This is a genomic window from bacterium (assembly GCA_035371905.1).
GTDB lineage: Bacteria > Ratteibacteria > UBA8468 > B48-G9 > JAFGKM01 > JAMWDI01.
The window spans coordinates 1-15,826 of the sequence record DAORXQ010000033.1; the positions used below are offsets into that span (position 1 = coordinate 1).

Annotated in this window: 17 protein-coding genes and 1 tRNA gene; 10 read left to right on the plus strand and 8 right to left on the minus strand. The window is 30.7% G+C overall.

The window, feature by feature from the left end:
- Positions 1-669, minus strand: a 669-nt coding sequence (locus PKV21_04990) for a Gfo/Idh/MocA family oxidoreductase (GenBank protein HOM26845.1), incomplete at its 3' end; no start/stop codon positions are given.
- A gap of 104 nt (positions 670-773) precedes the next feature.
- Between PKV21_04990 and PKV21_04995 the strand changes: the two genes are divergently transcribed.
- The 10 genes from PKV21_04995 (at position 774) to PKV21_05040 (ending at position 8,938) form a co-directional block, all read left to right on the plus strand.
- Entirely contained in the window at positions 774-1,421 is a 648-nt protein-coding gene (locus PKV21_04995) for a flavodoxin family protein (protein ID HOM26846.1), read from the plus strand.
- Between the two features lie 72 nt (positions 1,422-1,493).
- Entirely contained in the window at positions 1,494-2,705 is a 1,212-nt protein-coding gene (tyrS, locus tag PKV21_05000) for a tyrosine--tRNA ligase (GenBank protein ID HOM26847.1), read from the plus strand.
- Between the two features lie 2 nt (positions 2,706-2,707).
- Complete coding sequence (locus PKV21_05005; protein ID HOM26848.1) at positions 2,708-3,358, plus strand: class II aldolase/adducin family protein; 651 nt, start codon at positions 2,708-2,710, stop codon at positions 3,356-3,358.
- Positions 3,355-4,194, plus strand: coding sequence for a dihydropteroate synthase (folP, locus tag PKV21_05010; GenBank protein HOM26849.1), 840 nt, complete (start codon positions 3,355-3,357; stop codon positions 4,192-4,194). The genes PKV21_05005 and folP overlap by 4 nt, the downstream gene beginning before the upstream one ends.
- Before the next feature lie 96 nt (positions 4,195-4,290).
- Entirely contained in the window at positions 4,291-4,464 is a 174-nt protein-coding gene (locus PKV21_05015; protein ID HOM26850.1) for a hypothetical protein, read from the plus strand.
- Between the two features lie 366 nt (positions 4,465-4,830).
- On the plus strand, positions 4,831-5,034 hold the full coding sequence (locus tag PKV21_05020) for a hypothetical protein (GenBank protein ID HOM26851.1): 204 nt from the start codon (positions 4,831-4,833) through the stop codon (positions 5,032-5,034).
- Positions 5,035-5,191: 157 nt separating this feature from the next.
- Entirely contained in the window at positions 5,192-5,743 is a 552-nt protein-coding gene (locus PKV21_05025) for a hypothetical protein (GenBank protein HOM26852.1), read from the plus strand.
- Positions 5,744-6,024: 281 nt separating this feature from the next.
- Positions 6,025-6,825, plus strand: coding sequence for a HEAT repeat domain-containing protein (locus PKV21_05030; protein ID HOM26853.1), 801 nt, complete (start codon positions 6,025-6,027; stop codon positions 6,823-6,825).
- Positions 6,826-7,019: 194 nt separating this feature from the next.
- A complete protein-coding gene (gene ruvX / locus PKV21_05035; protein ID HOM26854.1) occupies positions 7,020-7,454 on the plus strand; it encodes a Holliday junction resolvase RuvX in 435 nt (144 codons plus the stop codon).
- Positions 7,448-8,938 carry a glycosyltransferase family 39 protein gene (locus PKV21_05040; protein HOM26855.1) on the plus strand — a complete coding sequence of 497 codons (1,491 nt, stop codon included), beginning with the start codon at positions 7,448-7,450 and terminating at the stop codon, positions 8,936-8,938. The genes ruvX and PKV21_05040 overlap by 7 nt, the downstream gene beginning before the upstream one ends.
- Before the next feature lie 19 nt (positions 8,939-8,957).
- Here PKV21_05040 and PKV21_05045 read toward each other — a convergent pair whose 3' ends face one another.
- The 7 genes from PKV21_05045 to PKV21_05075 all read right to left on the minus strand — a co-directional run.
- Complete coding sequence (locus PKV21_05045) at positions 8,958-10,112, minus strand: NADP-dependent malic enzyme (GenBank protein ID HOM26856.1); 1,155 nt, start codon at positions 10,110-10,112, stop codon at positions 8,958-8,960.
- The gene (locus tag PKV21_05050) at positions 10,109-12,202 is read right to left on the minus strand and encodes a sodium-translocating pyrophosphatase (GenBank protein ID HOM26857.1); all 2,094 of its coding nucleotides are present in this window, start codon (positions 12,200-12,202) and stop codon (positions 10,109-10,111) included. Before PKV21_05050 ends, PKV21_05045 begins: the two co-directional genes overlap by 4 nt.
- A 13-nt stretch (positions 12,203-12,215) precedes the next feature.
- Positions 12,216-12,773, minus strand: a complete 558-nt coding sequence (gene pth, locus PKV21_05055; GenBank protein HOM26858.1) for an aminoacyl-tRNA hydrolase — start codon at positions 12,771-12,773, stop codon at positions 12,216-12,218.
- A complete protein-coding gene (locus tag PKV21_05060; protein ID HOM26859.1) occupies positions 12,770-13,459 on the minus strand; it encodes a 50S ribosomal protein L25 in 690 nt (229 codons plus the stop codon). The genes pth and PKV21_05060 overlap by 4 nt, the downstream gene beginning before the upstream one ends.
- 38 nt (positions 13,460-13,497) lie before the next feature.
- Positions 13,498-13,569 (minus strand) — tRNA-Ile (locus PKV21_05065).
- A gap of 7 nt (positions 13,570-13,576) precedes the next feature.
- Complete coding sequence (locus PKV21_05070) at positions 13,577-14,236, minus strand: hypothetical protein (protein HOM26860.1); 660 nt, start codon at positions 14,234-14,236, stop codon at positions 13,577-13,579.
- A gap of 45 nt (positions 14,237-14,281) precedes the next feature.
- On the minus strand, positions 14,282-15,826 hold a 1,545-nt coding region (locus tag PKV21_05075; protein HOM26861.1), incomplete at its 5' end, for a V-type ATPase 116kDa subunit family protein.

The window sequence follows — 15,826 nt, forward strand, 5'->3', positions numbered from 1 at the left end:
TTTAAATTTTATGTTTACACAGACCGCATCTTCTATTGAATAATAAGGAGGCACTTCTTTATTCTTTCCTTTAACAGCAAAAGCATGAACACTTTCAGCATCTCCACAGAAAAATCTTGTTAAATTTACAGTATGGGTTACCTGCTCATGAAATTGCCCTCCACTCTTATCTTTCTGAACCCACCATTTCCATATTCCTTTCTCAGATTGCCTTGGGGTCCCTCCTATCCATCCTCCAAGTATCAAAACAGGTTGACTTTTTTCACTCAAATCCTTTACCATTTTTACTCCCCTTCTATATCTGTTCATATATAAAACACAGGTAAGCAATTTTTTTTCCTTAACACCTTCAAGAATTTCTTTACACAAACCCAAGTCAAGTCCAACAGGTTTTTCAACGGCAAATGGAATATTTTTTTCTATTGCATAGAGTTCTGCACCATGAGCAAATGGAGGAAGGCAAAAAAATATACAATTAAGTTCTTCATTATTTATCATTTCTTTTGCATTTTTATAATATTTTCCTTTATATTTTTCTGCAATAAATTTACCTCTTTGTTCATCTATATCACAGAATGCAGAAAGTTGTACATCCGGAAAATTAGATAAAGCATTTAAATGTGCCTCTGCTATCCCTCCACATCCAACAAAACCAACCTTCATTTTCATTTTTTCCTCCTTTTTTGTAAATTTCAACTTACTTTTATTTTACTACTTTTACTTTGATAAAATCAAGCAGAGTGATATAATAAAACAAAAAGAAGAGGGATAATATGAAGATAACAGGGATTTGTGGTAGTCCAAGAGGAGAAAAAAGCAATACGAAAAAATTATTATTAAAATTTCTTGAAGTATGTAAGGAAAAAGGTGCTGATACAGAAATTATTGATTTAAGTAAATATAAAGTAGGTTTCTGTCTTGCCTGTGAAATATGCCATAAACAGCCATCCTGTCCTTTAAAAGATGATAGAAATTTAATAGTTGAAAAAATGCTTATATCAGATGGAATTGTTTTTGCTTCTCCTGTTTATATAGACAGTGTTTCTGCCCAACTTAAAGGTTTTTTTGATAGAACAAGTCATTTTATACACTGCCTCAGATTAAATGGGAAATATACATTCGGGATTGTGACAAGTGGAAGCGGAAGAGGAGAGACGGTTCTTGATTATATAAAACATTATTCAAATATTGTTGGAGCACAGTTTGTTAGCGGAATAAATGTAAGAGTGCCTTTAAAAGATGAGGATTTTAATAAAGTGATTGTTTATGCAGAAGATTTTTTAAAAGCAATTGAAGAAAAGAGAGAATATAAAGACCAGATGGAAAAAATTGAGAAAAATAAGGGATACTTCAAAAAACTTGTTGAGATGAGAAAAGAAGAATGGAAATATGAATACGAATACTGGCAGAAAGTTAAATAAAGAAGTTGAGAATGTTAATCCTTCTTAAATACTATTTGACCCGAACCTTCTTATTTTGTAGAATTTATAATTATGGAAAAGGAAATAAAAAGACAACTTGAAGTGATTAAAAGAGGCGTTGTTGAAATAATAGAGGAAGAGGAGTTAGAGACAAAATTAAAAGAATCAATAGAGAAAAATAAACCTCTGAGAATTAAATACGGAATAGACCCGACCGCTCCTGAAATACATCTCGGACATACTGTTCCAATAAAAAAATTAAGGGATTTTCAGAATTTAGGACATAAAGTCATTTTTTTAATTGGAGATTTTACTGCAAGAATTGGAGACCCAACAGGAAGAAAAGAGACAAGGCCTATTTTATCAGTTGAAGAAATACAGAAAAATTTGTCATCATATAAAGAACAGGTAAGTAAACTTCTTGATATTGATAAAACAGAATTTGTCTATAATTCAACATGGCTTTCCAAACTAAATCTTGAAGAAATTATTAAACTTACTTCAATTTTTACAGTCGCTCAGATACTTGAAAGAGAGGACTTTACTGCAAGATATAAAGAAAAAAAACCAATATTTTTACATGAATTTTTATATCCACTTTTACAGGGTTATGATTCATATGTACTTAATGCAGATATTGAGATAGGAGCGACTGAACAGAAATTTAATCTTCTTGCTGGAAGAACAATTCAGTCATATCTTGGACAGGAAAAACAGGTAGTTATAACAATGCCAATACTTGTTGGGACAGATGGAAAATTGAAAATGAGCAAAAGTTATGGAAATCATATACCGATAAATACAGACCCTTTTGATATGTTCGGGAAAATTATGTCAATACCTGATAGTATAATGGAAGATTACTTCTCCTTGCTTACAGATATAGAACCAGAAACTTACAGAAGTATGATTGAAGAAAACCCCAGAGATGCAAAAGCATATCTTGCAAAGGAAATTGTTAAATTTTTCTTTGGTAAAGAGAAAGCAGTTGAGGCAGAAGAAGAATTTAACAGGATTTTTAGGCAGAAGGATTTACCGACAGAAATCCCGGAAATTGAAATAAATGATGGGATACTTGATGAAAAAAAGGAAATTGAACTGGTTGAATTTCTTTCAAAAACAGGTATGGTAAGTTCAAAATCAGAAGGAAAACGTCTAATAATCCAGAAAGCAGTTAAAATAGATGGAGAAAACATAACAGACCCATTTTTAAAAATAAAGGTTAAAGATGGAATGATAGTAAAGATAGGGAAAAGAAAATTTTTTAAAATAAAAAGGAAATGAAAATGGAAGAGATTAGAAAAAAACTTACTGAATATGGTAAAAAAATAGTTGAAAAAGGACTTGTTGCAGGACCTGGTGGAAATATAAGTGCAAGAGATGGTGATTTTGTATATCTTTCTCCGAGTGGATTTTTTCTTGATGAAATAAAAGAAGAAGAATGGGTAAAGGTGGATTTAAAAACAGGTGAGATTTTTGGAAATTTAAGACCGACGTGTGAAATTTCAATGCATCTTGGAATATATGTAATAAGAGAGAATGTTAGAGCAGTTATTCATACCCATCCACCAATTACAGTTGGTTTAATCTCTGCTGGAGTTAAATTTAAGCCATTTTTCCCAGATTATGTTGCTATACTTGGGAAAGATGTTCCTGTTATTGATTATGTGCCACCTGCTGGTGAGGAAATAAGAAAGGCAGTTTGTAAGGAAATAAAAAATGTAAATGTTGTTCTTCTTAAAAATCACGGAGTTGTTGCAGTTGGAGAATCAATAAAAGAAGCATATACAAGAAGTTTAATTGTTGAAGAAGCAGCAAAATCAATTTTTGCTGGAATTTTAAGTGGGAAATTGAGATACTTTACAAAAAAAGAAATTGAGCAGATAGAAAACCTTGAAGCAGAAGATTACAGGAAAGCACTTCTTAAAAATCAATGAACTGGAAAATAAAAGATTTTGTCTTTAATATTGAAAAACCCCTGATAATGGGAATTCTGAACGTAACTCCTGATTCTTTTTATGATGGTGGTAAATTTTTTAATCTTGACAAAGCAGTTGAAAGAGGAATTGAAATTGAAAAAGAAGGAGCAGATATTATTGATATTGGTGGACAGTCAACAAGACCTGGAAGTAAGCAGGTAGATGAAAAAGAAGAAATTGAAAGAGTTATTCCTGTAATTAAAGTTTTAAGCAAAGAATTAAAAATACCCATTTCATGTGATACATTTAGAAGTAAAGTTGCAGAAAAGGCGATTGAGAATGGCGCAAAGATAATAAACGATATTTCTGCCTTTTCCATGGATAAAAATCTGCTTGATGTAATAAAAAATTCTGATTGTGGATATGTTTTAATGCATATGAAAGGTACTCCTGAAAATATGCAGATAAATCCCTATTATGAAGATGTAATGGGAGAAATAAGTGAGTTTTTTGAAGAAAAATTAAAAATTCTTGAAGAAAATAAAGTAAACATTGAAAGAGTTGTGATAGACCCTGGAATTGGTTTTGGAAAAAGAGTTTGTGATAATATTGAAATACTTAAAAATCTTGATAAATTCAAAAAATTTAATAGACCAATTTTGATTGGAACAAGCAGAAAATCTTTTATAGGGAAAATTCTGAATCTTGAAGTTGAAGAGAGATTATCTCCAACAATAGCAACAAATGTATATGCTTATTTAAAAGGAGCAGGTATTTTCAGGGTTCATGATGTAAAAGAAGTTAAAAATGCAATTGATATAATTTACTGGATTGAAAAAGTGGTAGAGATTTAGAAAAAAGATTGTAAATTTTTAAATATCCATCCATATTACTGAAAGATTTGACATCTGAAAGTGAAAAATTATAAATTAAGTGTAAGAGGGGGAAAAATGAGATATTTTTGTACAGATGGAGTAAAGATTAAATTTTTCTTATTTTTTATTCTTTGTTCAATTCTTTTATATGGTGGAGTTTCTGACACATTGAAAGAGATAAAGGAGAATGTAAAAAACAAAGAATATAAAAAAGCGACAGAAAAAAGTTTATCAAATCTTTGTAATTGAAAAGAAATTAGAATGACTTCTTTATTTTGACCGGATATAGATATAAGATTAGAATAAGAACCCGGTGCGTATATACCACTTGGAAACACAAGAAATATCACAATACAGATAGAAGGAGTTTTACCACAGAATGAGGAAGTTATTTTATCCTGCAATTCTGGTAAACTATCTCTCTGGGAAGGTTCAACTCAAAAATCTTTCCCCTATACCTGCTATATATCACAACTACCAAAGACATTAACACTTAAAGGAGAACAAACATCAAACACAATAAAGGACATAACCCTGACACTAACAACATCAAAAGGAGGAGAGGATAAAGGGAAAGCGACAGTATATGAAGTATCAGTAAGTGCAAGTCCGGGTGTGATATGTGCAGGAGGAAATGTTAATCCCAATTTAGATATACATAAAGCAGAGATAATAGCAACAACAACTCCAGCAATAGAAGGAATACAGATAAACTTTGAGATAACAGGGCATAAAGGATATGACAGTATAAAAGATGAGACCGAGTACAATATAAATGGTGCAGATAATGGTAAATTCAGTAATGGTGGGACAAAGTGATACTAAAATAACAGATAGCTAGGGAAAAGCCAGTACGATATATATTTCAGGTTCAGATGCATCAAATCCGGATAAAGGTTTATATTTTTATTCAATCATTAAAGCAAGCAGTGATACAATATCTGATACAACACTTGTACAGATAAATCCACCCCAGATGAATTTGGATATATTTCTTGACCCGGAGACAGAAGAGCCGTTAGATTATTTAATAGCAGATGGAGAAAGCCAGGCATTAAACAAGGTTAAAATTCAATACAATTCAACTCCTCTACCCAATCACACAATCAGTTGGAAATTTAAATTCTGGAAATATGATACTATACTGATTACTATGGATTCCTCAGCACAGATTATATATAATAAAAGTTTATGGGACTTAGAAGATGAAGAATGGGAAGGTGTTTTTAATTTATCGTTTGAATTTGCAGACCCGGATTATGAAGGTACAAGTGATATTCAATATGGCTCAATTACTCCTACATCACAGACAAACCAAAATGGAATAGCAACATCAATATTTACAGCAGGAACAGAGGCAGGATTTATTGAGATTTGGGTATGTGATAATGATTTTAGGATAGTAGAAAGGGGTAGTTTTCATATTCGGTTTCCGTGGCGAAAAGGTGAAAAAGGGCAACAAAAACCTTCTGCACCATCAGGGAGAGGGTTTCCACTTGCTTATAAAATTGTAGCAAGATTTAGGTAACAAACCTATGCCTGTTAGTAGTGGTTATAGAAATCCAATTCATAATGAAGAGGTAGGTGGAAAATCTGAAAGCCGACATATGTATGGAGATGCAGTAGATATAAGATTACAAGTTGGGATGGGGATGGAGATATACATTATGATGATTGGAAATTTATGCATGATACTGCAAAAAAAGAAGGAGCTACCTATATTGATACAAAATTAAAAGGATATATTCATATGGATTGGAGATAAATTAACAAAGGAGGATGATACGAGTATGAGAACAAAAAAAAGGAATGTTCAGATTTATTATTGTTTTTTTATTTATTGTTTTAATGAATATCACTCCTTTATCTTTTGGTAATGGAATAGGTCCTCCTTCGCCAGAGGTATTAAAAAAAATTGAAGAACTGAAAACTATAAAGGAAAATATAGAAAAGAGTGAAGGAGATTTGAAAAAGAAATGGATTCAAAAACTTATAAAAATTTTTGAAAGAGAAATTGAATATTTGAAAACATATGATTATAAACCAGATAGTCATAAAGTTATGCCTGATGAAGAGAATTATTTCAGGTATTATTTTCATGAATTAAGTTTTGAAGTTGGGCAACTTCCAAACTTGGATGAAAAAATTATAAAATTACTCATAGGATATCCTACGTATCCTTATAAACATCCTCCTTATACTTATCAACTAATTAAAACAAAAGATAAAGAATGGATTTTAAAACATTTTACTATCTGTGCAAATGATCCTGATGATAATGTAAGAGATAGTGCAATATGTGAATTATCTCTTATAAGTAATCCATTTATTGAAAGTGCGGAGTGGGATTTAACCCCCTATGAGAAAATACATAGAGCCCTTTCTTCAGAAGATAAAAATCTTCTTAAAAAAGTTCTTACAAAAGCATTAGAAGATCCATGTTTCACAATAAGATTATCTGCAATTCGTGGTCTTATAATCTATAAGGATGACCGCGAAATTATTTCAAAGATTGAAAAGATAGCAAAGGAAGACAATCATGAGTATGTTAGAGAAAAGGCACAAAAATTATTAAAAGAAATGAAAACTCAAAGTAATAAATTCTTTTGAAACACAGGTTAAATATTTCTCATATAGTAAAAGTAAGAGAAGGATGTGGATTTGGAGGATGTAGAACCAGTATTTCAATTGCATATCCCTTTATTCCTGTTATTTCTATCCGAGCCCCGTCCTCCCTTTTTATTTGAGAGAAAAGGGAAGATGGTATAAAATAATAGTGTGTTTTTCTTAAAAATCTTACAAAAATGAGAATATTATGTATTGATGTTGGAGATAAAAATATTGGGATTGCTATAAGCGATGAAGAAAATATTCTGGCAAAAGGGCTTGGCAGTTTAAAAATGAATGATGATATCGTTGCAAGGATAAAGGAAATTATAAAGAAATACAATATTGGAAGAATTGTTTATGGGCTCCCTTTAAAAATGGATGGTTCATTCAGTGTTCAAACAGAAAAGACACTTGCATTTATTTCAAGATTAAAAGAAGCAATCAAAGACATTGAGTTTATATCATTTGATGAGAGATTGACAACTTCCCTTGCAGAGAAATTTTTACTTGAAGCAGATTTAAGCAGAAAAAAAAGGAAAAAATATATAGATAAACTATCAGCACAGATAATCCTTCAAAATTATCTTGATTCAATAAACGTAAAGAATGACGAGGAGATCTGGTGGTAGAAAATAAAAAGGATTGTTCTTTTCTCTGGATTTTTTCTGTTACTTTAATTTTAAAACTTTTCCTTTCCTATTTTTTTCCTTTAACAGGTGATGAGGCATATTTTATAACAACAGGTAAAATTTTTGACTTTGGATATTATGAACATCCTCCTATGATATGGTGGATTATTTATATTTTTTCTTTATGTGGTAGATATACTTTCCATTTTTTCTACTACAGATTGTTTTCTATTTTTTCTACTCTGATAATAGTTTTTTTTATTTCAAGATTGCTTACAGAAAAGAAAAATTCTTTTCTTATCCCTTCTTTTTTTTTGCTCTCACCTGTTTATCTTTTGAGTTTTTTAATTACAAATGATATACCATTACTTCTTTTTACTTTTCTTTCAGGAGTATTTTTTTATAAAGGGATTGAAAAAGAAAAAAGGATTTTTTTTGTTATTTCAGGATTTTTTTTCGGTCTTGCTTTTTTGAGTAAATATTTGTCTGTTCTTTATCTTTTCGGTGTTTTCTTTTATGTTATTTTTAAAAATGAAAAGAAATACTGGAAAAATTTTATAATTTTTATCCTTTCTTCTCTTCCTTTGATTTTTATTAATTTTTACTGGAACTATAATCACTGCTGGATAAATATTCTCTTTAATCTTGTTTACAGGAAAAAGGTGGAATATTTTAAAATTAAAAATATAATTCTGTTTTTTCTCTCTTTGTTTTTTCTTATGACCCCTTATTTTTTCTTTCTTTTTTTAAAAGAAAAGTTTTTTTTAAAAAGGAAATTTGAAACAGGTTATGATTTTTTCTTTTATGTTTTTTTAATTCCTTTATTTTTTCTGTTTTTAATGTCCTTTTTAAGAGTGGTGGGGCTTCACTGGTATATATCCTTTGTTCCTTTCTCTTTTTTACTTCTGAAAGATTTTGAAGAAGATAAAATTTCAAAATCCATAAAAATTTCTATTTATTTTAATGGATTTATTATACTCGTTATAATTTCAATCCTTTTATGTCCTCTCAAAATGTTTAAAAATCACAAAGAGTTTTCTGAAATAATAATGTTTAAAAATCCATATCCCATCTGTGCTTATCTTGAGAAATTCAAAAATGAATATATTTTTGCAACTCCCGGTTATACAGAAACAGCAATTATGTCTTATTACTGTAAAAAGGACTTTATTGTTTTTGGAGACCTCGGACACAGCGGAAGAGAATATGATATTACTTTTGATTTTAAAAAGATAGATGGAAAGGATATTTTAATTTTTTCTCCATTTGATGTAGAAGAAGCAAAATATTTAGAATTTTTCACAGAGATTAAAAAAGAAAAAATTGTTATTGAAGGCGGGAACTTTTATTTGCTTTTCTGTAAAAAATTCAATTATGAAAATTATAGAAATATAATTTTAAGACAGACATATGAGAAATTTTATAAGATACCGGAATTTTTACCTGTAAAGAAAAATTTTTTCAAGGAAAAATATAATTTTTAAAGAAAATCAAAATTGTTGATTAAAGAGCGGACTTTTTTACTGCTTTTGCAACCTGCTTTGCAACATTTTTATCAAGAGCAGAAGGAATTATATAATCAGTAGAAAGTTTGTTTTCAGGAATATAATTTGCTATTGCTAAACTTGCTGATATTTTCATTTTTTCTGTTATTTTTTTTGCCTTTGCATCAAAAGTACCTCTGAAAATGCCCGGAAAAGCAAGTAAATTGTTTATCTGATTTGGGAAATCACTTCTTCCTGTTCCGATTATGTATGCACCACCTTTTTTTGCTTCATCTGGCATTATTTCAGGGACTGGATTGCTCATTGCAAAAACAATAGAATATTTATTCATACTTTTAACCATTTCTTTTGTGACAAGATTTGGACCTGAAACTCCTATAAAAACATCTGTTTTTTCCATTGCATCCTTTAAACTGCCTTTTTTGCTTTCAAGTAGATAATCTGTTATTTCTTCTTTTACAAAGTTCATATTTTCTTTTCTTCCTTTATAAATTATTCCCTCTCTATCACATAAAACAATTTTTCTTGCACCGTATTTATATAACATTTTTGTTATTGCTATACCTGCTGCTCCTGCTCCATTTATTACAATTTTTATATCTTCTATTTTTTTATTCACAAGTTTTAAAGCATTTATTAAAGCAGCAAGAACAACTATTGCTGTTCCATCCTGGTCATCATGAAAAACTGGAATTTCAAGTTCTTCATTTAATCTCTGTTCAATGGTAAAACATCTTGGAGCAGAAATATCTTCAAGATTTATTCCACCAAAACATGGAGATATTTTTTTCACTATATCAATTATTTCTTCAACATTTTGAGTATCAAGACATAAAGGAACTGCGTCAACTTCACCGAATTCTTTAAACAAAATTGCCTTCCCTTCCATAACAGGTAGTGCTGCATGAGGTCCGATATTTCCAAGACCTAAAACTGCACTTCCATCAGTAACAATAGCAACAGTATTTCCTTTCCATGTGTATTCATAAATTTTGTTTTTTTCTTTTGCTATTTCAAGGCAGGGAATAGCAACTCCAGGAGTATAGGCAAGAGATAAATCTTTTTTTGTTTTTAAAGGAACTTTCGGTTTTATTTCAAGTTTACCTTTTGCTTTCTTATGCAGTTTAAGCGCTTCTTTTGATAAGTTCTTCATTTAAATATTGAGTTTTTAACTATAAATCCAGCAAAAACAATTGAAACAATTGAAATTAATTTTATAAGAATATTTAAAGAAGGTCCTGCTGTATCCTTAAACGGGTCTCCAACTGTATCTCCTGTAACAGATGCTTTATGAACATCTGTTCCCTTTCCACCAAAATTTCCTTTTTCAATATATTTTTTTGCATTATCCCAGGATGCACCTGAATTTGCCATCATTATAGCAACAGCAAATCCACTTGTTAAAGCACCTACAAGAAGTCCAACTACTCCATCAACTCCAAGTAAAATTCCAACAATTATAGGAAGAAGGACTGTTAATATTGAAGGAAGAAGCATTTCTTTCTGTGCTGATTTTGTACATATATCAACTGCTTTTGCATAATCAGGTTTTGCTTTCCCTTCAAGAAGTCCTGAAATTTCTTTAAACTGTCTTCTTACTTCCTGAACTATCTGCTGTGCTGCTCTTCCAACTGCTTTTAAAGCCATTGAGCAGAAAAAGAATGGATACATGGCACCAATAAAAATACCGCATAAAACTCTAAAATTCATTATTGACATATCAAGTTTTCCACCGAGTAAAACAATCTGGTCCTTATATGCAGCAATTAGAGCAAGAGCAGTCAAAGCAGCAGAACCAATGGCAAAACCCTTACCTGTTGCAGCAGTTGTATTTCCAAGAGCATCAAGAGCATCTGTCCTCTGTCTAACAAATGGTGGCTGATGTGTCATTTCTGCATTTCCTCCTGCATTATCCGCAACAGGTCCATAAGCATCTGTTGCAAGTGTAATTCCAAGAGTACTCAAAAGTCCAACTCCAGCAAGTCCAATTCCGTAAAGTCCGAGTTCAGGTTCATAAAGTCCACCTGCAAAAACATAAGCACAGATTGTGGCAATAACAACGGTTAAAACAGGAGCAATTGTTGATAACATTCCTGTTGAAATACCCTCTATAATTACAGTAGCATGTCCTGTTAAAGCACTTTTAGCAACTGCCTTTGTTGGTGGATAGGTATCTGATGTAAAAAATTCTGTAAAAAATCCAATTATAACACCTGCTATTATTCCACTTAAAATTGAAACATAAAGTCCTTTATACTGGTAACCAAGAAGTAATACAACTGCAGGATAGGAAAATATAACAACTAAAATTGAAGCAAAATAAATACCTCTTCTTAAAGCCCTTAATAAATTTGCCTGACTTGCATCTTCACTTGCTTTGACAAGAAAAGAACCTATTATTGATGAAATAACTCCTATTGTTGCAATTAACATAGGAAGGGAGACACCTTTAAGTCCAAGTCCTGCTGCATAAGCAAGAGCCATTGTTGCTATTATTGCATCTGTATATGATTCGTAAAGGTCTGCTCCCATTCCAGCAACATCTCCTACATTATCTCCTACATTATCTGCAATAACTGCCGGGTTTCTCGGGTCATCTTCAGGAATTCCTGCTTCAACTTTTCCCACAAGGTCTGCTCCAACATCTGCTCCTTTTGTATAAATACCTCCTCCAACTCTTGCAAAAAGTGCCTGTGCACTTGCTCCCATACCAAAACATATCATTGTGGAGGTTATGTATCTTAATCTTTCTTCAATTCCATATCCTCTACTTCTGTAATACCAGGTAAGAAGGTTATACCAGATACTTATATCTAAAAGTGCAAGTCCAACAACAACAAGCCCCATAACAAGTCCTGCAGAAAAAGCAATTCTTAAAGCACTATTTAAAGAATTTTTAGCAGCAAATGCAGTTCTTGCACTGGACCTTGTCGCAATTGTCATTCCAATATATCCACTTAAAGCAGAGAAAAAACCACCTGTTAAAAAAGCAAAAGGGACAAAAATAGGTAGATAATTAAAAATAGATAGTAATAAAAGTATAATAAAAATAACACTGAAAAATACTCCAACTCCTTTGTATTGCCTTTTTAAATATGCTCTTGCACCGGTTCTTACAGCTTCTGCAACTTCTATCATTTCAGGTGTTCCTTCGGGTCTTTTAAGAATAAATTTTGCTAAATAATAGGTATAACCGAGTGCAAAAACTGAACCTATAATTGTAATCAATAAAGAATAATCCATTTTTTTCCTCCTTTCAGTTATTATATAAACTCATTGCCTTTTCCAAGTTACTTCTTAATATTTCCTTTATTGCATCCACAGATTTATCTATTGCTTTTTCTATAATCTCTTTTTCCTCTGGTAAAAACGGAGATAAAACATAATCAATATAACTTGTTTCTATTTTTTCTCCTCTTATTCCTACTCTTATTCTAACAAAATCTTTACTCTGTATATTTTCCATAACAGAAATCACTCCTTTATGTCCTCCTGGTCCTTTATCCTTTATTATTTTTATTTTCCCAATTTCTATATCAAGTTCATCATGAATAAGAAATAGATTTTCTACTTTTTCATTAAAAAAGTCAAGAGCAATTTTTACTGCTTTTCCGCTTTCATTCATATATGTTTTTGGCTTTAAAATTATTATTTCCTTGCCTTCAATTTCAACTTTCCAGCCATTAAAAAGTTTTTTCTTATAAATCTCAATAACTCTTCCACTTTTTTTTAATCTATCAACAACTTTAAAACCAACATTATGTCTTGTTTCAGAATATTCTTTTCCAGGATTACCAAGTCCAACAAAAATCATTTCTGACTTTCTTCTTTCTGTGCTTCTTCTTTTTCTCTTCTTCTTTCTTCAACTTTTTCCTGTGAAATTACCTTTGGTTCTTCTACTGTCTCTTCAACTTTAACTTCTTCTACTTTTTCTTCTTTTGGTTTCAGAACCGTAACTACAACTCTGTTTTCATCTTCAAGAATTTTAACTCCTTCAGGCATTTTTATATCTTTAACTAAAATTGCATGTCCGAAATCAAGGTCTTTTATATCAATTTCTATATTTTCAGGAATATTTCCTGGAAGTCCTTCAACTTTTATTTCTCTCAATTCATGTTCAAGTATTCCACCTTTTTCTTCTCCAATTGATTTTCCTTTTATAATAACCGGGATTTCCATAATAACAGGCCTTTCTGAACTCAATTTGTAAAAGTCAAGATGAATTATTTCGTCTTTTATAGGGTCTGTCTGTATATCTTTTAAAACAACCTGAATTGTCTCTTCCTGTCCATTTTTTTTAAGTTTCATTTCAGCCATAATGTTGTGGGATGTTAAATGTAAAATTATTTTCTCACTTGATTTTTTTTCAAGTTTTATAGGGACAGGTTCTGTATCAGGTCCATATAAAATACCGGGAATATATCCTTTACTTCTTAATTTTCTCGCAGTTCCTTTACCTTTTCCTTCTCTTATTTCTGCCACAAAAACTACTTTTTCCATGAAGTCCTCCTTTATTTATATATATTTCTTTAAAAAAATGGGCGCGGATGGATTCGAACCATCAGCCCCCGCGTTATCAGCACGGTGCTCTGCCCTTGAGCTACGCGCCCTAAAATTTTACTTTTTCTTTAAAAATTCTTCTACTTTTTCTTTAATAATATCCTTTGTACCCAGAGCAAAAGCAAGAGCAGTTCCAAAACAGAAAGAAGTAAGAACTATAATAAAAACATCTCCAATAAAATCTGCTGCAATTCCTATTTCCTGCAAAGCAAGAACAGTTCCAAATACTACAATGGCGATTTGAGTTAATTTCCCTAAAAATGGTGCTTTTTCAATTCCTGCATTTCCAGCAGATGTTCTTACAATACCGCCAAAGAAACTGCCAAGGAAAATTGAGAAAATGAATATCAAAAGTCCAAGTATAAATCTTGGAATAAATCCAAGAATTTTGTCTATAACGGTTGATGGTATCTGTATTCCTGCAAAATTAATAGCAAGGAAAACAACAACAAGCATTAACAACCAGTAAACACCTATTCCGAGTAATTGTGAGACATCCATTGATATATTACCTTTATCAAGCAATTCTTTAAGCCCTGAATCTTCTGAAAGTTTGTCAATTTTTATTACTTTGAAAAACTTTATTATTAATACTTTCAGAAATTTAGCTATGAGCCAGCCAATCAGAAATATTAAAAGCCCTCCGATAACTTTTGAAAAAGCAAGCCAGAATTTACTAATCAGTTCATTTACCATCCCAACTCTTTCTCCACCCATTATTCCCTCCTTTTTTGGATTATTCTATCATAAAATTAAAAAAAATCAATTTTCTCTATTTGTTTTAAAGATTGTATAATTTCTGACTTCTTTAAATGGAGTGAAAACCCTTCCTCCACCTTCAAAAAACTTTGTAAAAAACTCAAGATACTGTAATCTGCTTGTATGAACGTAACTTCCGAGTAGATTGATTACGAGATTACCAAAATGCCCAACTATAAAAATAAGAGCGGATATAAAAATTCCTACAAAAGGAATATTTTTTACCATTGAGACCATTTGATTGATTACAAGTCCAAGAACTGATGTTGTCAATCCAAGACCAAAAAGACGGCTGTAACTTAATACATCTCCGAGTAAATTACCCGCAATAACACTGTAAGCACCATAAACAGCCCAGAAACCCTTTAACATAAATTCTTTCTGAGTTTTTGCTTTTTCGTACATCAGATAAATAAAACATAAAAGTAAAATATAAAGAGGCACTTTCATTAATATTTTCATTTTAAGAAATCCAATAACAATAATTCCAACAAGTATCTGGATTAAAAGAAGTGTAATTGCTTCTCCGCAATATTTAAGAGAATATCTTCTTATTTGATTGTAAAGATTTAAAATAAGACCCCATATAATCTGGATATAGCCAAAGGCAAGAGCAATTGAAAGAAATAGAATGGATTTATTCCCACTTTCAAGTGGATTTAAAAGTACTAATTTTTTTAGATATTTAACAAAAGAAATACTTTCTGGAAGTTTATATATTATATCTCCAAACCATCCACCAGTTAAAGACCCTATTATTAAAGTTGAAATTCCACATATAAGCAGTAATTTTAAAAATTTAATAAAGTTTGGCAGAAATCTGAATTTTTTCATTAAAATCAGAGATATTAATACAAGTAAAATTCCATATCCAGCATCTGTTAAACAGAATCCAAATGAAATAGCAAAAAATATGGATAGAGGTCCTGTCGGGTCAATATTTTTATAAACAGGTCTACCATATAAGTCAGTAACAACTTCAAATGGTTCAATAAATCTATTGTTTTCAAGAATTATAGGGACATTGTCTCCCTCTTCCGGTTCTTCAATAACTATATGACTTTCAGGTAAAATCTGTAAAACTATCTCCTTCAGAGTATCTATATTTTTTTCACTTATCCAACCCTTTATCCCTTTTACAAATTTTGAAATGCCAAGTTTTTCTTTGGCAATAACAAATTCATAAATACTTTTGTAGTAATCATAACATACAAAAATTTCCTTTCTATTTATCTTTATTTTTGAAATTTCACTCTTTATTTCTGAAATGACTTTTTCGTTTTTTTCTTTAACTTTTTCAAGTTTTTCAAAAATATCTTTTATTTTTTTGTTCCAGTTTCTAACATATAAAATTTTTCCGGCAATTTCTTTTAAAAAATTTTCAGCAACTTCTCTTTTGTCCTTTCTGAATAAAACAATGTATAAAGTGTCTTTCTGAAACTCCCCTATTTTTGTTATATATAAATCTTCAAAAGTGTTTTCAAATTTTGTTTTTTGTGAAAGAGAAAAAACAAAAAAAGAAAAACTGGTAAGAGAAAAAATTTCTGA